The sequence below is a fragment of the Chryseobacterium sp. PCH239 genome (assembly GCF_018924625.1).
Lineage (GTDB): Bacteria > Bacteroidota > Bacteroidia > Flavobacteriales > Weeksellaceae > Chryseobacterium > Chryseobacterium cucumeris.
Window position 1 is genome coordinate 274,673 of the sequence record NZ_CP073027.1, and the last position, 21,196, is coordinate 295,868.

At 35.6% G+C, this 21,196-nt stretch carries 20 protein-coding genes; 11 read left to right on the plus strand and 9 right to left on the minus strand.

Going from position 1 to position 21,196, the window contains the following annotated elements:
• Nucleotides 1–133: 133 nt before the first annotated feature.
• The 3 genes from KBP46_RS01330 to KBP46_RS01340 are packed head-to-tail and all read right to left on the minus strand — an operon-like array spanning nucleotide 134 to nucleotide 745.
• Complete coding sequence (locus tag KBP46_RS01330) at nucleotides 134–292, minus strand: hypothetical protein (protein WP_167348781.1); 159 nt, start codon at nucleotides 290–292, stop codon at nucleotides 134–136.
• Between the two features lie 36 nt (nucleotides 293–328).
• Nucleotides 329–526 carry a hypothetical protein gene (locus KBP46_RS01335; RefSeq protein WP_062675157.1) on the minus strand — a complete coding sequence of 66 codons (198 nt, stop codon included), beginning with the start codon at nucleotides 524–526 and terminating at the stop codon, nucleotides 329–331.
• Between the two features lie 30 nt (nucleotides 527–556).
• Nucleotides 557–745, minus strand: a complete 189-nt coding sequence (locus KBP46_RS01340) for a hypothetical protein (protein ID WP_062675156.1) — start codon at nucleotides 743–745, stop codon at nucleotides 557–559.
• A 279-nt stretch (nucleotides 746–1,024) separates the two neighbouring features.
• Here KBP46_RS01340 and KBP46_RS01345 point away from each other — a divergent pair, with 279 nt between their 5' ends.
• From KBP46_RS01345 to cls, 3 genes are all read left to right on the plus strand, one after another.
• Nucleotides 1,025–1,963, plus strand: coding sequence for an AraC family transcriptional regulator (locus KBP46_RS01345; protein ID WP_062675155.1), 939 nt, complete (start codon nucleotides 1,025–1,027; stop codon nucleotides 1,961–1,963).
• Between the two features lie 89 nt (nucleotides 1,964–2,052).
• The gene (locus KBP46_RS01350; protein WP_123279977.1) at nucleotides 2,053–2,817 is read left to right on the plus strand and encodes an SDR family NAD(P)-dependent oxidoreductase; all 765 of its coding nucleotides are present in this window, start codon (nucleotides 2,053–2,055) and stop codon (nucleotides 2,815–2,817) included.
• A gap of 79 nt (nucleotides 2,818–2,896) precedes the next feature.
• Nucleotides 2,897–4,363: a cardiolipin synthase gene (gene cls, locus KBP46_RS01355; protein WP_216444441.1), complete on the plus strand. Its 1,467-nt coding sequence runs from the start codon at nucleotides 2,897–2,899 to the stop codon at nucleotides 4,361–4,363.
• Between the two features lie 91 nt (nucleotides 4,364–4,454).
• On the opposite strand, the gene KBP46_RS01360 is transcribed toward cls, so the two are convergent.
• Nucleotides 4,455–5,603, minus strand: a complete 1,149-nt coding sequence (locus KBP46_RS01360; RefSeq protein WP_120231443.1) for a methionine aminotransferase — start codon at nucleotides 5,601–5,603, stop codon at nucleotides 4,455–4,457.
• Nucleotides 5,604–5,827: 224 nt separating this feature from the next.
• On the opposite strand from KBP46_RS01360, the gene KBP46_RS01365 reads away from it, so the two are divergent.
• Nucleotides 5,828–6,367, plus strand: coding sequence for a DUF2867 domain-containing protein (locus KBP46_RS01365; protein ID WP_216444442.1), 540 nt, complete (start codon nucleotides 5,828–5,830; stop codon nucleotides 6,365–6,367).
• Between the two features lie 97 nt (nucleotides 6,368–6,464).
• On the opposite strand, the gene KBP46_RS01370 is transcribed toward KBP46_RS01365, so the two are convergent.
• The 5 genes from KBP46_RS01370 to KBP46_RS01390 all read right to left on the minus strand — a co-directional run bounded on the left by KBP46_RS01370 (nucleotide 6,465) and on the right by KBP46_RS01390 (nucleotide 12,154).
• Nucleotides 6,465–8,180 carry a hypothetical protein gene (locus KBP46_RS01370; RefSeq protein ID WP_216444443.1) on the minus strand — a complete coding sequence of 572 codons (1,716 nt, stop codon included), beginning with the start codon at nucleotides 8,178–8,180 and terminating at the stop codon, nucleotides 6,465–6,467.
• Between the two features lie 118 nt (nucleotides 8,181–8,298).
• Nucleotides 8,299–8,496, minus strand: coding sequence for a hypothetical protein (locus KBP46_RS01375; protein ID WP_131797524.1), 198 nt, complete (start codon nucleotides 8,494–8,496; stop codon nucleotides 8,299–8,301).
• A 109-nt stretch (nucleotides 8,497–8,605) separates the two neighbouring features.
• Nucleotides 8,606–9,337, minus strand: coding sequence for a LytTR family DNA-binding domain-containing protein (locus KBP46_RS01380; RefSeq protein ID WP_216444444.1), 732 nt, complete (start codon nucleotides 9,335–9,337; stop codon nucleotides 8,606–8,608).
• Entirely contained in the window at nucleotides 9,327–11,237 is a 1,911-nt protein-coding gene (locus KBP46_RS01385; protein ID WP_216444445.1) for a histidine kinase, read from the minus strand. Before KBP46_RS01385 ends, KBP46_RS01380 begins: the two co-directional genes overlap by 11 nt.
• A complete protein-coding gene (locus KBP46_RS01390; RefSeq protein WP_216444446.1) occupies nucleotides 11,228–12,154 on the minus strand; it encodes a two-component regulator propeller domain-containing protein in 927 nt (308 codons plus the stop codon). The genes KBP46_RS01385 and KBP46_RS01390 overlap by 10 nt, the downstream gene beginning before the upstream one ends.
• A 219-nt stretch (nucleotides 12,155–12,373) precedes the next feature.
• Between KBP46_RS01390 and KBP46_RS01395 the strand changes: the two genes are divergently transcribed.
• The 7 genes from KBP46_RS01395 (at nucleotide 12,374) to KBP46_RS01425 (ending at nucleotide 21,181) form a co-directional block, all read left to right on the plus strand.
• Nucleotides 12,374–14,242 (plus strand): DNA topoisomerase IV subunit B, encoded by a 1,869-nt coding sequence (locus tag KBP46_RS01395; protein WP_216444447.1) that lies wholly within the window; start codon nucleotides 12,374–12,376, stop codon nucleotides 14,240–14,242.
• A 129-nt stretch (nucleotides 14,243–14,371) separates the two neighbouring features.
• The gene (locus KBP46_RS01400; protein ID WP_253297151.1) at nucleotides 14,372–14,878 is read left to right on the plus strand and encodes a hypothetical protein; all 507 of its coding nucleotides are present in this window, start codon (nucleotides 14,372–14,374) and stop codon (nucleotides 14,876–14,878) included.
• Complete coding sequence (locus KBP46_RS01405) at nucleotides 14,853–17,444, plus strand: DNA gyrase/topoisomerase IV subunit A (protein ID WP_120231437.1); 2,592 nt, start codon at nucleotides 14,853–14,855, stop codon at nucleotides 17,442–17,444. Before KBP46_RS01400 ends, KBP46_RS01405 begins: the two co-directional genes overlap by 26 nt.
• Before the next feature lie 44 nt (nucleotides 17,445–17,488).
• Nucleotides 17,489–18,130: a rhomboid family intramembrane serine protease gene (locus KBP46_RS01410; RefSeq protein WP_216444448.1), complete on the plus strand. Its 642-nt coding sequence runs from the start codon at nucleotides 17,489–17,491 to the stop codon at nucleotides 18,128–18,130.
• Nucleotides 18,131–18,161: 31 nt separating this feature from the next.
• Complete coding sequence (locus KBP46_RS01415; RefSeq protein ID WP_216444449.1) at nucleotides 18,162–19,250, plus strand: AraC family transcriptional regulator; 1,089 nt, start codon at nucleotides 18,162–18,164, stop codon at nucleotides 19,248–19,250.
• A gap of 159 nt (nucleotides 19,251–19,409) precedes the next feature.
• Nucleotides 19,410–20,195 carry an SDR family oxidoreductase gene (locus KBP46_RS01420; protein ID WP_216444450.1) on the plus strand — a complete coding sequence of 262 codons (786 nt, stop codon included), beginning with the start codon at nucleotides 19,410–19,412 and terminating at the stop codon, nucleotides 20,193–20,195.
• Nucleotides 20,192–21,181 (plus strand): NAD-dependent epimerase/dehydratase family protein, encoded by a 990-nt coding sequence (locus KBP46_RS01425; protein WP_216444451.1) that lies wholly within the window; start codon nucleotides 20,192–20,194, stop codon nucleotides 21,179–21,181. The genes KBP46_RS01420 and KBP46_RS01425 overlap by 4 nt, the downstream gene beginning before the upstream one ends.
• Nucleotides 21,182–21,196 lie beyond the last annotated feature (15 nt).

Genomic DNA, 21,196 nt, shown 5'->3' on the forward strand with positions numbered 1-21,196 from the left:
TAGCTCCTCCAGCACATATCATTACGCCTCCTTTAATGGTTTTCAACTCTTTTTTATTAAGTTTTTTACCATTATTTAAATGTTGGTTTCTCATTCGTTTAAGTTTTTTTTATGGTTTAGTTTTTTTTTGCTTTTACAATTCAATACCAGGCTGGCATTGAATTTCTGCACAGGCAAAAGAATATTTCTTACAAGTAAGGTCTGGAAGCAAGCACATTTCTTTTCCACCAGTAATTACTCTTAATTGTTTTTTATTCAATTTTTTTCCGTGATTTAAATCTTGATTTTTCATAATGTTTAATTTTTGGTTTAGTGAAGAATTCTATCTTTATGGTTGTGGTCTGCAGATTTTTTGGGCGCATCCCACAGAAATTTTAGTGCAGTTTCTGACATCGTCAGGGGGATAAGTTTCACAAGGAAATTCTGTACATGGTCTTGGTTCCATACAATCTAACATACCTCCTAAAATAGTTTTTAATTGTTTTTTTTCAAGCTTTTTACCTTTGCTTAATTCTACCTTTTTCATAATTTTTTTTTTTATTAAATGATGTTTTATTTATAATTGAGGTCTGCACTCTTTTTGTGCACATTTTGGAGAAATGATTGTGCATCCATATGGATCAGAAGAAGGCTCACAAGGGGTAGGACAAAGAACCGGTTCCATACAGTTGATAAGACCACCTTTAATGGTTCTTAATTCTTTTTTGTTTAATTTTTTTCCGATTTGACTGATTTGATTTCTCATTGATTTGATTTTTAATGGGTTAGTTTTAACGAAAATAATAAAAATAAATGAGTTATATCACTGTATATAGAAAAAAATGAAAAAAAATATAGTGTTGCATCTGTAATATTGTGATAAATTTTCAATAGAATAAGTGATTCCATTGAAATTTTTAATAAATCCATATGGTGTGTTTTTTTGAAATTTAAAAAAGTCTTGAGATCGGACGAGCAATCTGTAATCATTTCAAAAAAGGTTGATTGATAACTTCGTATATTTGAATTTTACAAATCATCTGCGATGGAAAAAATTGCACATACCTCACTGGAAGATTTTTACAAGGAGATGGCTGCCAAACTGGGCAAGGATCTTGAAAGTATTTTTCCAAAAGGACTTCATAAAGACATTGGTCACTTTAATGTTTTTGATATTGCCCAAACGATAGAAAGAGCCAAGACTACTTCTGAAATGCCTTATAATAGAAGAAAGTACTATAAAATAAGCTTTATAAAAGGAAGAAATAGAGCAGAATACGCAGACAAAGTAATTTCAATAAAGCAAAACGCTCTATTGTTTGCTACACCTAAAGTTCCCTATCACTGGGTTCCTGAAGCCCCGGATCAGTCCGGAAGTTTCTGTGTTTTTACGGAAGATTTCTTTATTAAGGATAAGTCTTATTACAATCTGGAAGATCTTCCTATTTTTCAGCCAGGCGGAGTTCCTGTTTTTGAAATTGACGGTGAGCTTGCAGAAGAGATTGAAAGCCTCTTTAAAAAGATAAAAAAAGAAATAGATTCAGATTATGTCTTTAAATATGATCTGATCAGAAACTATGTTCTGGAGCTGATTCATTATGGGCAGAAATTACAGCCTGCATCCAAAATTTCGGCTTCAAATGATGCATCCATGCGAGTGGTTTCCTTGTTTATAGAGCTGTTGGAAAGGCAGTTCCCTATTGAATCATGGGAACAGAGACTGCAATTGAAAACAGCAAAAGATTATGCAGACCGATTGGCTGTTCATGTCAATTATTTAAACAAAAGATTAAAGGAAAGCACTGGAAAGACAACCACAGAATTTATTTCGGACCGGATTATTCAGGAAGCTAAAATACTTTTAAAACAGACAAAATGGAATGTTTCAGAAATATCTTACGCCCTGGGATTTGAAGAGATTGCCCATTTTTCCAATTTTTTTAAAAGGAAAACAACGTTTACTCCATTGGAATTTCGTTCCTGATTTGAATTTTGCAAATTTCAGATTGATTCAAGCAAATACTACAGTCTGAAAATATCCCAACTTTGTACCATCAAAATAATCAAAATACAATGAACACAAAAACAAATATTGCACTGGTAACCGGAGGAAGCCGTGGATTAGGGAAAAATTCGGCACTTAAAATTGCTCAAAAAGGATTAGATGTTATTATTACCTACAGAAGCAACAAAGAAGAAGCTGATGCTGTTGTCTCTGAAATCAAGTCAATGGGAAGAAATGCTACAGCATTTCAGCTTGATACAAAAGATATTAAAAGCTTTGATGCTTTTGTAAAAAACGTAACAGATCATTTGCAGCAAAATACAGGAAGTACTCATATTGATTACCTGATCAATAATGCAGGAACAGCCTTATATTCCCCGATTACGGAAGTAACGGAAGAACAATTGGACGATGTGGTAGATATTCATTTTAAAGGAGTGTTTTTCCTGACTCAAAAATTATTGCCATTTATCAACGATGGAGGAGGTATTATTAATGTCTCTTCAGGGTTGGCGAGATTTGCAACACCTGGATCCTCTGTTTATGGATCTATAAAAGCTGGAGTAGAAATGCTTACGAAATACATGGCTAAAGAGCTCGGTTCAAGAAAAATTAAAGCCAATGTTGTGGCGCCGGGAGCTATTGAAACAGATTTTGGCGGCGGAAGAGTAAGGGATAATGAAGAGATCAATGCTATGGTAGCAGGTGCAACGGCACTGGGAAGAGTAGGTCTTCCGGATGATATTGGTGGAGTGGTGGCATTCCTGTGTACGGAAGATGCAAGGTGGATCAATGGACAAAGAATAGAAGTTTCAGGAGGAATGTTCCTATAGAACTTTTAAAGGCCAAAAGCGGAATTTTTAATTTCCTTTTTGGCCTTTTTTATTATCTTTAATCTAGAGATCAGTTTATATGATTAAAGAATTTCTTGATCAGTACCCCTACCTTCTGCTGGGACTGGAGGCCCTTTATCTTCTCGGGGTTACTTTCCTTGCGGGTAAGATTATTATGGATACCAGAAATACAAGCAAAACACTGGCTTATCTTCTGCTTATTATTTTTCTTCCGGTGGTGGGAATCATTATTTATTTTGTTTTTGGGGTCAACTTCAGGAAGAATAAATTTTATACCTTCAAAATAGAACGTAATGAGCAGATATATCAGAAAGTACAGCAATATATTGAAGAAACCCATCATAAAACACTGAATGGTCATCAGGAAGAATTGCAGAATTTTCTACTCACAGTTAATTTTCTTTATAATGCCGGAAATGCACCCATTTCTCAGGGAAATCATACTGAAGTTCTGATCAATGGTGAGGCTAAATTTGAAAAAGTTTTCGAAGTACTTGAAAAGGCAACCCATCATATCCATCTCGAATATTATATTTATGATAATGATGAAGTAGGGAACAGGCTTGCTGATCTATTGATGAGGAAAGCAAAGCAAGGTGTTAAAATACGTTTTCTTTATGATGATCTGGGAAGTGGGAAATTAGGCCGGAAGTTTTTAAAAGGATTACAGAAAGCTGGGGTAGAAGTATCTCCTGTTAACAAAATTACTTTCAGGCTTCTTGCCAACAGAGTGAATTACAGAGATCACAGAAAGATTATTATTGTAGATGGTGCTGAGGTTTTTACAGGTGGCATTAATGTTTCGGATAAATACATCAATCCTAATCCCAAACAGTACTGGAGAGACGTTCACCTTTATATTAAAGGAGAAGCCGCTTTTTATTTTCAATTTTTGTTTTTCAGCAACTGGGTTTTTGCCACTGAAAAATTTCCTGAAATCTCAACGTCTTATTTCGGTTATAAAAAAACAGAAGCAGGAAGTTCCCTCGTTCAGGTTGCTGCAAGTGGACCTGATACCAGGCCTTCTATTATGTTGTGCACCAGTTCGGCAATTCTTTCTGCGAAGAAAAGAGTATATATTGTAACACCTTATTTTATTCCTGTTGAAACGGTATTGAATGCTATAAAGCAGGCTGGTCTTTCGGGAATTGATGTAAGGCTTATGGTGCCAAAATCAGGAGATTCGGTAGTGGTGAATGCCGCTGCCTATTCCTATTACGAAGAACTTCTGGAGAACAAAGTGAGGGTGTTCTTTTACAAGAAAGGGTTTATTCATGCCAAAACAATGATTGTTGATGACCATTTTTCGTCTGTAGGAACAGCGAATATGGATGTCAGAAGTCAGGAACTTAATTTTGAGGTGAATACATTAATCTTTGATGCTGAAATTAACCTTAAGCTTAAAAATCTTTTTATTGAGGATATGAATGATTGTGAAGAAATCTTCCTTGATACCTGGAAGAAAAGGTCAAAATTCAAAGTTTTTTTTGAACACCTGGCCAGACTGCTTTCTCCGTTAATTTAAAATTCATCTTTGAATAGAAAATAAAAACTCCGGAAACATTTCCGGAGTTGTATGCATAATCTCTTTGCCTCTTTGTTTTAATCAGGAAGTATTAAATCTTTGATAAATTCTCAAGAGCTTTTTCCAGAGTTTCCTGCTTCTTGGCAAAGCATAACCTGATTACATTCTCATTCAGCTTGTTTTTATAGAAAGAAGAGAAGGGAACGCTGGCCACCTTATGATTGATGGTAAGTTCTGAAGCAAAATCAAAATCATTTTTATCAGAAATCTTATCATATTTCAACGCCTGAAAATAAGTTCCTTCACAATCCATAAGTTCGAATGATGTACCTGCAAGACCTTTTCTCAGAAAGTCTCTTTTTTCCTGGAAAAACTGATTCAGATAAGTATAATGTTCGTCATTCTTCATGTATTCTGCCAAAGCCAGCTGAATAGGAGTGTTTACACAAAAAACATTGAATTGATGCACTTTCCTGAATTCTTCTGTTAAACTTTTAGGTGCTGCACAATAGCCCACTTTCCATCCGGTAACATGGAAAAGTTTCCCAAAAGAGGCTACAAGAAGGCTTCTTTCTTTCAATTCCGGATACTTACAGATGCTTAAGTGCTGTTTTCCATCAAAAACAATATTTTCATACACTTCATCACTCAAAATAAGAATGGAAGTGCCTTTTACCAGATTAATAAGTTCTTGTAAGTCATTTTCTTTCAAGATTTTTCCTGAAGGATTGTTAGGATTATTAAGAATGATCATCCTGGTTTTTTCACTGACAAGATTCTTTACTTCCGCCCAGTTGATTTCATAATCCGGAGCTTTCATTTCAAACCGTTTTACAATACCTCCGAAAAGTTCTACAGTAGGTTCATAACAATCATACGCCGGTTCAAAAATAATTACTTCGTCATCCTTTTTAATAAATGATGCAATAGCCGTGAAAATGGCCTGTGTGCCGCCTGCAGTAACTGTTATTTCAGATTCCGGATGGTAAACTGCCTTATGGCTGTTTTCAATTTTTCGTGCAATTTCTTCCTTTAAGCCAATCATTCCGCCAAGAGGAGCATATTGGTTGAAGCCTTTTTTAATAAAATAATCTACATGATTTAATAATTCTGAATCTGGCATAAAATCAGGAAAACCCTGAGACAGATTGATGGCTTCATTCTCATTGGCAAGCTGAGTCATCTGGCTGAAAATAGTAGTTCCTACATTGGAAAGTTTTGATAAAGGAAGTTGTATCATAAAAACAGTTTTGTTGACCGAATTTAATGAAATAATTAAAACAGATTGAACTTATAGTAATAAAAATTAGAAAATAGCATTTTTAAAAAGAATAATGAAAAATTTTAAAATTAAATGTCAGTTTCGGAATATACAACAAATCTAAACATTTGTTTAAATTTTCCTTTTAAATCAATGAAAAGATACTTACATTTGTTAGGCCAACAACCATAAAAACAATGACAATGAGGATTAATAAGACAGAGTTTCCTGAAAAGTCTATTTTATCTCAAGGGAAAAAAGATTTTGATTATATGGATAGTTTTGAGGGAGAACTTGCCAATGACGGAGGAAACATCGATATCTCGGAAATAGGAAAAGCTTTCTTTACAAGCGGACCAAAATGGGGAAAGAAAATGTTTGCTTTCAGAAATAAAATAGTGGGATTATTCGGATTAAAAACCGGAAATGAAGCAGAAAAGCAACCAACAGAGAAGGATTTTCAATGTGAAGTAGGAGAGCGTGTAGGGCTTTTTAAGGTGTTTGATAAAACCAACAACGAAATTGTTCTGGGAGAAGATGACAAGCATCTGGATTTCAGAGTTTCTCTTTTCATAGACAAGAATAAAAAAGAGATCAATAAAAACTCCCTTACCATCTCCACTACTGTAAAATTTCATAACTGGCTGGGAGTGCTGTATTTTTTACCCGTTCGGCCTTTCCATAAAATGATTGTACCAGCGATGCTGAAAAATATGATTGGGCAGCTGGAAAATAAAAGGTAATATTTTGAATCCTTACATGAAGTAGGACTGAAATAAATTAGTTATATAAAACGACCATCCTGTTGTAAGGATGGTCGTTATTTTTAATGGAATAAACTTAATAAAAGCTCAATAGTAAATCAATCTGTGCATTGCTTACTCCTGCGGGTCTGTTCGCTTTAAGCTGAGTGCTTAAACTGCTTAATCCATAACAATATTTTAGAAGATTAGTTTCAATATTGGCTAAAGTATAGCCGGTAACCTGATCATTGACTGTTCCCATAGGCTGAGAGCTAAATGACTGTCCCAATTCGTTGAAGTTATCCACTAAGTTAATAAATAAGCTTGTGTAGTCAGAACTTGTATTCAAACTCCAGAACTGATATCCGAAACGATTAGGGAATACAGGTGGATTAGAGGGATTATAATTTGGAGTTCCGTAATTTGCAATACCTCTTTCTCTATATTCTATTCCTGTTACAAACCATTCTACAGCGCATGGCCAGCTTTCTTGCAGCATCGAATTAACCTGTGAATATTGAACTGCCCCGGTGTTCATTTTGATAACATGCGAAGTATGGGCAAGTTCATGTACAGTCGTTGAAAAATAATCATCAGACTGATATTCTGTCGTTGACCCAGGTCGGAATCTTGCTATCTTCAGGTAAGGAAAAACCACGTAATTGATTCCCTGCCAATCTTTAGCTGTATTCTTCGCTATAATATGTGAACGGTTTCCACTAGGTCTGACAGGTCTTTGTAAGCCTCCAATATCTTTATAAAAATAACGGTAGGCTGCTCTAAACATATGGCCCTGCATATTTTCATAGCCAGGCATGATGTCATGGCTCCAATGATTACTTTTGATATTATTCCGGATCACATTGGAAGGGCTAATCTGGTTATCTTTAATTACAAAATGCTTTCTATCCATATGCAGCTTGAAGTCTACTTTTTTGTTGTTTGGGAAAGGTGTACCGTCCAGTCCGTACTGGCCATTTGCATTGGTGATTCCTTCTCTTGTTCTCAAACCCCTTTTAGCGGTAACTTTGGCGCCTTCAAAAGGGATCAGTGTATTTAACCTTGTATCAAAGATTCGAATAGTACCATATATTGGGGCACCACCTCCGCCTCCTCCGGGATTTGGGTTTGGATTGGGATACCATTGCCCGGGTTCTCCTATATTATCCCAGGGCTTATAGTCGCTAGGCTCCCAAGGAGTGAAACCGGATATGTTTTCTGCTCTATTGACCAGACTATAGACGAATTTATAATTCATATTACCAGTGCCTAAGAGTTCAATATCCTCTTCAGGAAGGTACACCTCCTGAAGAATTTCATAGCTAATACCGGCAGGTAAGGCTGTTTCATTCCTCACAGTTGCATATTGCGGTGTAGGCTGATCGGCCGGAACATCAGGATCATGATAGAATTTACCGACCACCAATACTTCTTTATCAAGTGGATAATCATAAAGAATAAGATCGGATTGTTGTAGTGCTTCCAGTTCATCTTCCGTTGCCGGATTGAATTTAATGTATTTGTGTGTAGAGCGAATATTTACAGCAGTCAATGATCTGTTGCCTTCTGCTTTTGGCTCGGCCAGCAATGATTTGTAAGCAGCCATCATGTTTTCAATTGTGTATGGAATAGGAAGTTGTTCTCCTAATACGGTGGGTTCTCCCTCTTCAGCATATTTTGTTTCATCCTCTGAAGTGAGATCCCTGTTCATGAGTTGGGAATTGGATGCTTCAGTTTCATATTGTTCTATCACATCAGAACAGGATACGGATAAAAGAGAAACCAAAGCTATGTAGAATATTATCTTTTTCATGTTTTAATTTTTAGTTTTTATATTATTTTCTGGTCCGGAATTAAGACTGTTCCGAAACTTTTTCTTTTTAAAAACCACATTCCAATCGGTAGACTGGAATGTATTTTTAAAATCATTATTATTTAGGCTCAATCCATGGTAATCCATTCCATGGCATGGTATAAATAAAGGGAAGTCCTCCGATAGGTTGCGGATTAGGCGCAATAGGAGGCTGGGGTTGAGGGATTGTTCCAGGGTTACTTGGGGTAATAAACGCTGTTCCTCCGGCAATGGATCCCATTTGATTTCTCTTGAGTACTTTTCTAGTGATTTTCATGATAATTTTTTTTTGTTTAACATGACGAAAGTAGAGAAGAGCCTTAACAAAAAACAGCTCCAACTAATAAGTGCGGAGGTTGAATAAGTAAGTGCGAAAGAAAATATTTTTATTCGGGTTTTCCTATGGTGGAAAGGAAGTCATTCTTCTTGCGGTAGGAGACATCCAGAACGGATCCATCGCTCATTACTACCTGTCCGCCTCTGCCTTTAATATATTCCTGAAGATGATTAATATTAATAAGATGCTTATGATGTATTCTGAAAAAATGGTGTTCCATCAGAATGGGTTCAAACTCATGAAGCGTTCTGGATACCATTATTTTTGATTTATCAGCAAGATAAAAAAGAGTATAGCTTGAATCTGCTTCACAGCGTATGATATTGGATATTTCTACCAACTTAAATCCCTGAAGAGTAGAAAGAACGATTTTGTTATCTTTAAGAAGAGGATGATTAGGAGTCTGTATTTTTTTGATATTGTCCAGGGCTTTATTGACAGCAATAATAAAATCTATTTTTTTTATAGGCTTTAAAAGGTAATCTGTAGCCCCGTTTTTAATCGCCTGAATAGCAAAATTTTCGTGTGCTGTGATGAAAATAATCTGAGAATGGACTTCATTAAACTTTGACAGTAAATCGAAAGTGGTTCCGTCACCCAACTGAATGTCCAGAAACAGAATTTCAGGAGAGTTTTTGATAAGATAAATATAAGCCTCTTCAACGGAGGAAGCCTGGAATTCTATGTTGATTTCAGGAAATTCATTTTCCATAAGTAATGCAATATAATCTCTACCATCTTGTTCATCATCAACAATGCATGCCTGTATTTTATTTCTCATAAGGTTGTATATAAAGTTTAATTTGTGTCCCCTGTCTGTTGTTTTCCGGAAACGCATTGATTTCTAAAAATATATTGGTATCAAAAAGCTGTTTGAAAGTCTCAATTCTTTTATGAGAAAGTTTTACCCCAAAGGAGTTGTCTTTTTTCAAAGATTCCTGATTGGAAATTCCTATACCATTATCTTCAATGGTGATGCGTAAAGAAACATTCGTATAATCAAAGCTGATAAGAATTTCTCCTTTTCTGTCCTTTAAGCCTGAAATGCCATGTTTTATTGCATTTTCCACAAAAGGCTGGATCAGTAAAGAAGGAATCGTCCAGTTTTGATCTACCTGTTCAGAAATAATAATTTTATAATCAAAAAGATCTTTTACACGAAGCTTTTCCATATCAAGATACAATGTGAGATATTCTACTTCATCTTTTATAGGCATGAAGGTTTTTTCTGAATAATAAAGCGTTTTTCGGATCATCTTGGCGAAAATATCCAGATAGTTTTCTGTTTCGAGGTAATCTTTTTTATACAATAAAAATTGGATGGAATTGAGACAGTTATAAATAAAATGAGGGTTGATCTGAGCCTTAATAGCCTGGAGTTCAAGTTCGGCAATCTTCTTTTCATACTCCATTTTTTCCATTTTCTTATTCTTTTTTTTGTGCAGATAAGAAGAGATGATCATCAAGAGAGTTCCGATGATGACGATGGCCAATATCAGCCTGAACCACCATGTCTGCCAGAATAGAGGTTTTATATGAAAAGTGAGATCGGAAGAAGCGTAGGATTGTTTTCCGTTATATCCCAAACCATAAACCCGGAAGGTATATTTACCTGGGGGAATAGAGTTGAAGATGACTTTAGAAGAATTATTGATCTGCCATGAGTTATTAAGGCCTTCCAGCTTATATTTATAGCTTATTTTTCCCAGTGAGGGATAATCAAGAAAGCTGAGATTGAAAATAACAGTATTGTGGGGATAAGCAGTCAGGCTTTTCTGCAGGTCGTAATGCTCATTATTTTCAATAGACACCGAATTAATGACGACCTTTTTATGAATGAATTTTTCCTGTGTCAGTAGTTTTTTGATGGAAAATATTCCAAGTCCTTTAGAAGTTCCAATGAATATGGTATCATTTTTTATTGCACAGCCGGCCACTGCATCAGAGGGAAGCCCGTCTGTCTGGGTGAAGTTACTGATATGTTGATTTTTTGCTGTCAGTTCAACTCTGGATATTCCGGAATTGGTGCTTGCCCAGAACGTATTGTTATTTTCTACTTCTATTTTTTTAACCTGGTCATTGATTAATCCATCATTTTTCCCGATTTTTCTTATAATTCCTTGAGTATTAAAAAGAATAATCCCGTTGAGGTTAGTAGCTCCCAAATAGGTGTGATCATCTAATTTTTTAATGTCCGTAAAATAATATCCTTTCAAGAATAAAGTCTTTTTTCGGGTTCTGATATTGTATTTGTACAGATCGCTGAAGCTGCCGGTAAACAGATTCTCTTTGTCGTAAGGGAAAACGGTGTATACCCGTTCCGGAAAAAGGGTAGTTGTTTTTTTACTTTTTAAACTGTAGGTCAATAAACCTCCAGATGTACAGAAAAATAAGGAATCCTGGGTGTAAGGGACAATGTTTTTTAAGGAACAGTATATTTTGTTAGAAGTATTATTGGCTATATCATGAACAATCACTTTACCTGATAAACCGAAAATGGAAATATTCCCTTTTAAATAAACAGAGATGTTTTCATCTTTATCACCTTTATCAAGGATGATATTTTTTATCCTATTGTCTTTGCTGATAAGAGCTCCGGCAGATTGATTGTAGCCGAGAATAATATTTCCGTTATCTTTTGCAATGGCTTTTATATAATCAGAATTACTTTTTACAGGCAAATTGATATGATTGGCAAAAAGGGATTTTGAGATGAAAATACACCATTATTCCTTGAATTGAACCATACGTTATCGTCCTTGTCTACCAGAACATTATTGATCACATAGCGTTCCAGTATTTTGATGGGAGTACCAAGGTTTCTCTTCTTTACAGTAAGTGATTGGTTGAAATATAAAACCCCTCCATTACTTATATTCAGCCACAGTTTATTGTTTTTATCAATAAGTCCGTAGAAAACATTCTCTTGTGGGCTGCAATCATAAGAACTGATCTTTTTTATACCTGAAGGAGCAGAAAGCTGATACACTTCAATTGTATTTTTATTTAAGAAGACAAAAAGATCATCTTTTTCACAGATCATACTTCCGGTTCCTGCTTTCAAATGCTGCTTTTTTCCGGTAATGATGTTGTAGACAAGTATATCTTCCTGATGAGGATCATGCAAATAGAGATTGTAGGTGTGTGGTTCAAACCTGAGCGTTGCAAAATATCTTTTCCCGTACTCTAATGGGATAGGGATCTTTTTAACTTTTCCATTTTCATAGATGAAAATATTCTGAGGATTTAAATTGCCATAAAGATAAAGCCGGTTTCCATCACGGGTAACTTTCGGAATTGAGCTTGAAAATTGATTTTTTACGTACTCATTAATATTCAGATTGATAACGCGGCCGTTTTTTAAATAAGCAAAATCATTCAGAAAGGGAAGAATGAATACCTCTCCGTTGGGCAAAGGTTCACAGGAGATAATATCAATATTCTTTAATCCTTCTTTCTTACCGTATTGTTTAAATTCTTTTCCGTCAAATCTGAATAAACCATTATCGCTGCCTATCCAGATGAAACCATTTTTATCTTGTCTCAGATGATACGTATAAGAACAATTTAATCCTTCCTCATCGCTATAGTTCACCATCCCGGGGATCTGTGAAGGAAATAATGAGGGAAAGAATAAAATTACAGATAATGTGAGGAAAGTAAATAAATTTTTCACATGATAATGATAATTTCGTAAATATATAATTTGATTAAGAATAATACAATGGTTGTAGTAGAATATTGAAAAAAACAAGAGGAAAAAAATTCGGATAATTTTGGACAATTTTGTACTTTTGTATGTTTGCTGAAATCATATATGTCACAAGAAATAAATCCAACCTACTCCGAAGATAATATCAGAACCCTCGATTGGCAGGAACACATCCGTTTACGCCCCGGTATGTACATCGGGAAGCTCGGTGACGGTTCTTCCGCTGATGATGGTATTTATATCCTGTTAAAAGAAATCCTTGATAACTCTATTGATGAATTCAGGATGAGATCAGGGAAAAGAATTGAAATAAAACTGGACGATGGCAAAGTTACCATCCGTGACTTTGGACGTGGAATTCCACTAGGGAAAGTGGTAGACGCTGTCTCAAAAATGAATACTGGTGGTAAGTACGACAGTAAAGCGTTTAAAAAATCTGTAGGTTTGAATGGGGTTGGTACTAAAGCGGTAAATGCCCTGTCAGATTACTTCAGAGTTCGTTCTTTCCGTGATGGAAAAATGAAAGTTGCTGAATTCTCCCGTGGAATGATTACAGAAAACTTTGATGAGAAAGAAACCTCAGACAGAAACGGTACTGAAATTTCTTTTATTCCTGACGGAGAAATCTTCCTGCATTTCAAATACAGGAAAGAGTATATTGAAAGAATGCTCCGTAACTATGCTTACCTGAATCCAGGACTTAAAATTCTTTTCAACGGAGAAACCTATTATTCTGAAAACGGTCTTAAAGACTTATTGGAAGAAGAACTGGAAAGCGATATCCTTTATCCGATCGTCCATTTAAAGGATGATGATATTGAGGTAGCGATTACCCATTCTGACAAATCACAGACAGAAACCTATTTCTCATTCGTAAACGGACAGAATACAACACAGGGAGGAACACACCTTAATGCATTCCGTGAAGCGTATGTGAAAACAATTCGTGAATTTTTCAATAAAAGTTTTGATGCTTCTGATATCAGAAAGTCTATCATTGCTGCCATCTCGATCAATGTAGAAGAACCTGTTTTTGAATCCCAGACCAAAACAAAATTAGGATCTAATGACATGGGACCGAACGGACCTACCGTAAGGACATTCATTATTGATTTCCTGAAGAGTAAACTGGACAATTTCCTGCACAAAAATCCGGAAATAGCAGAAGCAATTCAGAGAAAAATATTAATTTCCGAAAGAGAAAGAAAAGAACTTTCCGGAATTCAGAAACTGGCCAGAGAAAGAGCAAAAAAAGTATCTCTTCACAATAAAAAACTTCGTGACTGCAGACAGCATTATAACGATCAGAAAGCCGAAAGAAAAGGAGATACGCAGATCTTCATTACCGAAGGAGATTCCGCATCAGGATCTATCACAAAATCCAGAGATGTAGAAACTCAGGCCGTATTTTCACTGAAGGGTAAACCACTGAACTGTTATGGTCTTACCAAGAAAGTGGTGTATGAAAATGAAGAATTTAACCTTCTTCAGGCCGCTTTAAATATTGAAGAAAGTCTGGAAGACCTGAGATACAATCAGGTAATTATTGCTACCGATGCTGATGTGGATGGGATGCACATCCGCTTGCTGATGATTACTTTCTTCCTGCAGTTCTTCCCGGATCTGATTAAAAACGGACATCTGTATATCCTTCAGACTCCGTTATTCAGAGTAAGGAATAAAAAAGAAACAAGATATTGTTATACTGAAACAGAAAGAATAAAAGCCTTAAACGAACTGGGGAAAAATCCTGAAATCACCCGATTTAAAGGATTGGGAGAAATTTCTCCGGACGAATTTAAGCACTTCATTGGTAAAGATATCCGTTTAGAACCTGTAGTAGTGGGAAAAGACCAGACGATTGATCAGCTTCTGGAATTCTACATGGGGAAAAATACACCGGACAGACAAACCTTCATCTTAGAAAACCTAGTGGTGGAAGATGATACTGATATTGATAAAAAGAAATACTGAATGAAGTAGAAAATTAAAAAAAAACTTATAACTTAAAAAACTGATTGTAAGAGCTATTGCAGACTGGAAAAAAAGCACAATTTTGGATGAAGTAGGAAATTATAATACTTACACAGCCAAAAAAATAAAATGAGACTAAGTAACCGTAATAAAGCATCAGTTTATAACTCTTTGAGTACACTGCTTTTAATGATTGCAGCGTTTGGGATAACTGTATTTGCAGCCAATGAATACAGATTTCATGCGATGGATAAAGAAAGTTATTTATTAATTATTATTCCTGTGTTGCTGCTGATTGTCTTTTATATCAGCGGAAGACAGATTTTTGAATACGACAGTGATGGAGAAGCTTTGAATTTTAAAAACAGGAATGTTATTCCTTTTTTAAATAAACCTCTTCATGACGAATTTCCAAAATACAAACTGATAAAATATGATGTGGTCAGTATTTTCTTTTTCAAAAGATTATACATTACCGTTTCCAGTAAAAATAATGGTTCTACCATACTCAAATACCAGATCTCTTATTTGAGCAACAAAGAAGTAAACGATTTAAAACTCTCTCTGAACAAAGTAGTGAAAGCTAATAAAGAGAAAAAAGATAAAACAGATGACGACAGAAGAATATTCGCATGAGGGTGAAAGCTTAAAAAAAGTTTCCGGGCTGTATAAAGACTGGTTTCTTGATTATGCTTCCTATGTAATTCTGGATAGAGCGATCCCTTCAATATATGACGGTTTAAAACCTGTTCAACGAAGAATTATGCACTCCATGCGGGAGCTGGAAGACGGCCGTTACAATAAAGTGGCCAATATTGTGGGAAATACCATGAAATATCACCCACACGGTGATGCTTCCATTACAGATGCCATGGTGCAGATTGGGCAGAAAGAACTGTTAATAGATACTCAGGGAAACTGGGGAAATATTTATACAGGTGACTCTGCGGCTGCTGCGAGATATATTGAAGCAAGACTGACACCTTTTGCCCTGGAAGTAGTCTTTAATCCTAAAACTACAGATTGGACAAAGTCTTATGACGGAAGAAACAATGAACCTATTGATTTACCGGTAAAATTTCCCTTGCTTCTTGCACAGGGAGTAGAAGGTATCGGAGTAGGGCTTTCCACAAAAATACTTCCTCATAACTTTAATGAACTTATCAATGCCTCTGTAGCTTACTTAAAAGGTAAAAAATTTGAACTGTTTCCGGACTTTTTAACTGCCGGTTATCTTGACGTTTCCGAATATAACGATGGTCACAGAGGAGGAAAAGTAAGAGCAAGAGCCAAAATTACCCAGACGGATAAGCATACATTAGTCATTTCTGAACTTCCTTATTCCAAAACAACAACGGACCTTATTGACTCTATTCTGAAAGCCAATGAGAAAGGGAAGATCAAAATCAAAAAGATTGAGGACAATACTTCAGATAAAGTAGAAATCCTGATTCATATTCATAATGATGTTTCACCGGATAAGACTATTGATGCGCTGTATGCATTTACAGACTGTCAGGTGACAATCTCTCCGAATGCCTGTGTGATTGTAGGTGACAAACCAATGTTTCTTACAGTATCCGATATTTTAAAAACGAATACAGATCATACCGTTTCCTTACTGAAGAAAGAGTTGGAAATTGAGCTTCATGAACTGCAGGAAAGCTGGCACTTCTCTTCATTGGAAAGAATTTTCATCGAGAACAGGATTTATCATGATATTGAAGAAGTGAAAACCTGGGAAGATGTATTAAAGACCATTGATGCAGGATTAAAACCTCATACCAAACATCTTTTAAGAACCGTTACAGAAGAGGATATTTTAAAACTGACCGAGATCAGAATCAAGAGAATTTCAAGATTTGATTTAGATAAATTTAAAGAAAATATTGCATCGCTGGAAGGTAAAATAGAACAGGTAAAATATAATCTGGCTAACCTGATTGCTTATGCTATTGATTATTATTTAAATATTCAGAAAAAATACGGTAAAGACAAACAAAGAAAGACTGAGCTTAGAATCTTTGATACGATTGATGCAACAAAAGTAGCCGTAGCCAATGAAAAATTCTATGCAAATTTCGAAGAAGGTTTCATCGGAACATCTCTGAAGAAAGACCAGTATTTGTTTGACTGTTCCGACATTGATGATATCATCACATTCAGAAAAGACGGAAGTATGAAGGTAGTAAAAGTGGAAGCAAAAACTTTCATTGGTAAAGACATTCTTCATGTTGCTGTTTGGAAGAAAAACGATAAGAGAACCGTCTATAATATGATCTATCGTGAAGGAAGGGAAGGACCTTATTATATGAAACGATTCTCTGTAACCGGAGTAACCCGAAATACAGATTACCCGTTAGCTTCAGATAAAAAAGGATCAGAAACATTATATTTCTCAGCCAATCCTAATGGAGAAGCAGAAACCGTAACTGTGCTTTTAAAACCTAACCCTAGAATCAGAAAAAACAAAATGGAGATCAATTTCTCCGATCTTGCCATTAAAGGGCGTGATTCCAAAGGAAATCTGGTGACTAAGTACGCTGTAAAGAAAGTAGATATGAAGGAAGAAGGAGTTTCTACGCTCGCTCCCAGAAAAATCTGGTTTGATGATACGGTAAGAAGACTAAATGCCGATGCAAGAGGTACATTATTGGGAAGTTTCAAGGGAGATGATAAAATCCTGACCATCAATACCAATGGTGAAGTAAAGCTGGTGTCTTTTGACTTGGGTAACCGTTTTGATGATGAATATCTGGTGTTGGAAAAATGGAGACCTGCACAGCCGATTACCTGTATCTATTACGACGGAGAAAAAGATATTTATTTCATTAAGAGATTCTTACTGGAAAATACAGTGAATGTACAGACTTTCATGCCTTCTGAACACCCGAAATCATTCATCGAAAATGTAATTGTTGCCAACGATGTTACTGCAGAAATTATTTTTGCAAAAGATAAAGGGAAAGAACGCGATCCGGAAACTATTAATATTGATGAGTTTATTGCGGTAAAAGGAATAAAAGCTATTGGAAACCAGTTTACGAAATTCAAAGTAAAAGCCATCAATATTACCATTCCTGAACCTGTAGAAGAAGAGCCTGAAGTATACGAAGATCCGGAACCAACAGGCGAAACGGATGAAGATGGAGGAATTATTGGAGATTTGTTCCAGGGTGACGGAAATAATGAAAATGAATAGACTAAACTAAGATGTCTGTTCAGATATAACATAAAAAGAACACAATGGATATAGTTGTTATCATTATTATTGCAGCCACATGTATTTTTAGTTACATGGGGTTCAATAATACAGCATTATTTGAGAAATATAAATTCAATGTCGGAGCGATTGCGAATCGTAAAGAATATGTAAGACTTATCAGTTCTGCGTTTTTGCATGCAGACTTTATGCACTTATTTTTTAATATGCTTTCTCTGTATTTTTTCCAGGGAGTCGTTATTAGTTTCTTTGGAGAAGTAGGATTTTTGATTCTATATTTCGGATCAATGATTCTGGGGAATTTATTCAGCTTACAGATTTATAAAAACCAACCTTGGTATTCAGCAATTGGAGCATCTGGTGCAGTTTCGGGAATCATTTTTGCTTCCATAGCCATGGCTCCGAATGAGATCAGTGTCAACTTCTTACCAGGATGGTTATTTGGAACACTATATTTCGGGTACTCAGTATACATGATGCTTAATCCTAAGCAGTGGGATAATCTTGGGCATGCTGCTCACCTTGGAGGAGCGTTTTTCGGATTGGTGTACTCTATTGTCATGCATCCGCAGCTGGCCATGAGCAATATCCTTTTCTTAGGAATCATGTCACTTCCACTTATCTATTTAGGATATGAAATTTTTGTAAGGAAGCGAATAGGATAAAAGACTATTTTTAATCAAAATATCAAAACCAATGAACACATCAGAGTTAAACAGTTTCATCGTGATACTTATCTATGGTTCATTGGTTTTGCTTTCTCTGTTAAAGCTTGCCAACCCTTTAAAAGTAAACCATAAAGCTAATTTCTGGTTCGGGATATTTCTCTTTCTGTGGTCTACTTTTTGGCTGGATGAAGTACTGTTTCTCATCACCGGTTCAATCATTGAGTTTCATTCATTGTTTTGGGTTAGACTTATTCAGTTTTTTACCCCTGTTGTTTTTTACTTTAGTGTGCTGTTTTATACCAATCCTTCCTTTACTTTTAAACTTACAGTTGTTAAGTTTTTAATCCTTCCGGCTGCTTTTCTGGTTTGTCTTATATTGATCAAACTGGGATATAAAAAGCCATTTCAATATCTCAGTATAATTCTGATCCTGATTCAGGCCCTCTTCTATACGGCTCTTTCCTATATTACCATCAGGAAACATCAGAAAAAGATCCAGCAGTTTTCTTCCAATACCGAAGGAATCAATCTGAACTGGCTGGAATATATTATTCTTGTACTTCTTATTGTGAATATCATCTACGTGATTTATAATCTGTTCTATGATCCGAAATCACTGAATTTCTTTATCAATGCCGTCTTTTTGTCGGTTATTTACTGTGTAGGATATTATTCTCTGAAACAGAAGGAAATTTATCCTTTAGAAGAAAAACAAAGACAGGAACTGATCTCTATGGACGAAAATTCGGATCCGGAAGAAGTTAAAAGAAAACTTATTTCTGATGAAGAATTAGTAAGGATTAAAACTTCACTGGAAGGGATTATGGACTTACAAAAGCCGTATCTTGACAGCGAACTTAACCTGATCAAACTGGCTGAAATGCTTTCCGTTTCTACCCATCATCTTTCTTATGTCATCAACACAGGCTTTGGAAAAAACTTCTTCCAATATGTGAATGAATATAGAGTGGATTATGCCAAAAAACTGCTGAAAGAAACCAATAGCAAATTATCCATTTTGGGAATTGCCTACGAATCCGGATTCAATTCTAAGACCTCTTTTAATACAACTTTTAAAAAAGTGACCGGACAAACACCTTCTGAATTCAGAAAATAAGTTCAGGTTTATAAACTCTTACTTTTTATTTGTTTTAAATTTTTGATTTTCAGTGATTTATTTATTTTAGCTTCCCGTTCTTAAAATCAGTTCGTTCAGATAATCCGGAACATTCAGACATCCCCCTTACGATAGCTTTGTACCATACAATTTAAACTTATGGATACCAAAGAATCATATGCAGTCGTCACGGGAGCAAGCCAGGGACTTGGAAAATCATTTGCTGAAAATCTTGCAAAACAAAAAATCAATGTCATTCTTATAAGTCTTCCGGATCAGAATCTCAAAGAATTATCTGTAAAGCTCGAGAAACAGTATGATATAAAAGCTCATTACTATGAAACAGACCTTTCTGTGCATGAAAATGTAATGAAGCTTACAGAATGGCTCAACTGTTCTTTTGATGTTCATATTTTGATAAATAATGCAGGGCTTGGAGGAACGAAAAAATTTACGGAAGCTTCTTCGGATTATATCAACACGATTTTACAGGTAAATGTAGCGGCCACCTCACTGATGACACATCAGCTGCTTCCTAACCTTTTAAAACAACCCAAAGCCTATATACTGAATGTGTCAAGTATGGCTGCTTTTTCTCCCATTGGTTTTAAAACTGTATATCCTGCTTCTAAAAGCTTTATTCATTCATTTTCAAGAGGACTGCATGAAGAATTGAAAGATACCAATGTTTTTGTAAGCGTTGTTAATCCGGGAGCAATGAAAACCAATAAAGATGTTTGTGAAAGAATAGAAAAACAAGGTTTTATGGGAAGATTAACACTTTTGAATCCTGATAAGGTAGCTTCATACAGCATCCGGCAATTATTTAAAAAAGATTCCGTAATTATGGTGAACCCAATCAGCTGGCTGGTGATGAAAATTTTACCCATATGGATCAAGTTACCATTAATGACCCAGGCCATAAAAAGAGAAATCGAAGCATGAAAAAAGTGTGTGTAACCGGAGCAACAGGGCTTCTGGGAACTAATGTTATCCTTAAATTATTACAAAATGGTTATTCTGTTACTGCTCTGGTGCGCCAAAAAAGCAGCTGGCTGGGCGAAGAAAACGAAAATCTGAAGCTTGTGGAAGCAGACCTTCTGTGCGATATTTCAGTGTACCTGACCGATATGGACTGTATTATTCATTTGGCGGCGGAAACACGCCAGAATCTTATCCGCTATGATGAATACAGAAAAGTGAATTACGAAGCTGTTGTGAATCTGTTTACCCATGCAGAATTGATGGGCGTAAAAAAGTTTTTGTTTGTGAGTACAGCCAATACCTTAAGATTTGGAAACACTGCATTTCTAGGAAGTGAAAAAGCATCCCAAATCTATCCTTTTACCCATTCTTTGTATGCGCAAAGTAAACTGGAAGCGGAAGAATATCTTTTAAAAAATAGTAAGAATACGGATGTTATCATTGTTAATCCCACCTTTATGATCGGAGCATATGATAGCAAGCCAAGTTCCGGGAAAATCATCTTCTGGGTATGGAAGAAAAAACTGATTTTTTATCCGAAAGGAGGGAAGAACTTTGTGCATGTGGAAGATGCCGCCAACGGAATAGTAAATGCCGTTGAAAAAGGGAAGAATGGCGAAAAATATCTTCTAGCTAATGAAAACTTAAGCTACAGAGAGTTTTTTAAGAAAGTGAACCGGATTACCAGGCAAAATCCAATCATGATCCCAATTCCCAACAAACTTTTAAGTTTCCTTGGATTAATTGGTGATGTTTTGAGAAAATTTAAAATTAAAACAGATCTGAGTTCTTCCAATATGAAAGCTCTGCAGATTAGTAATTATTATTCTAATCAGAAATCAATAGAAGAGTTGGGAGTTCAATACCAGCCTATTGATAAAGCGATCGAAGATGCTGTTCAGTATTTTATTGAAAATCCTGTTAAAAATAAAAAAACCAGCTCCTAAAAGCTGGTTTATCCA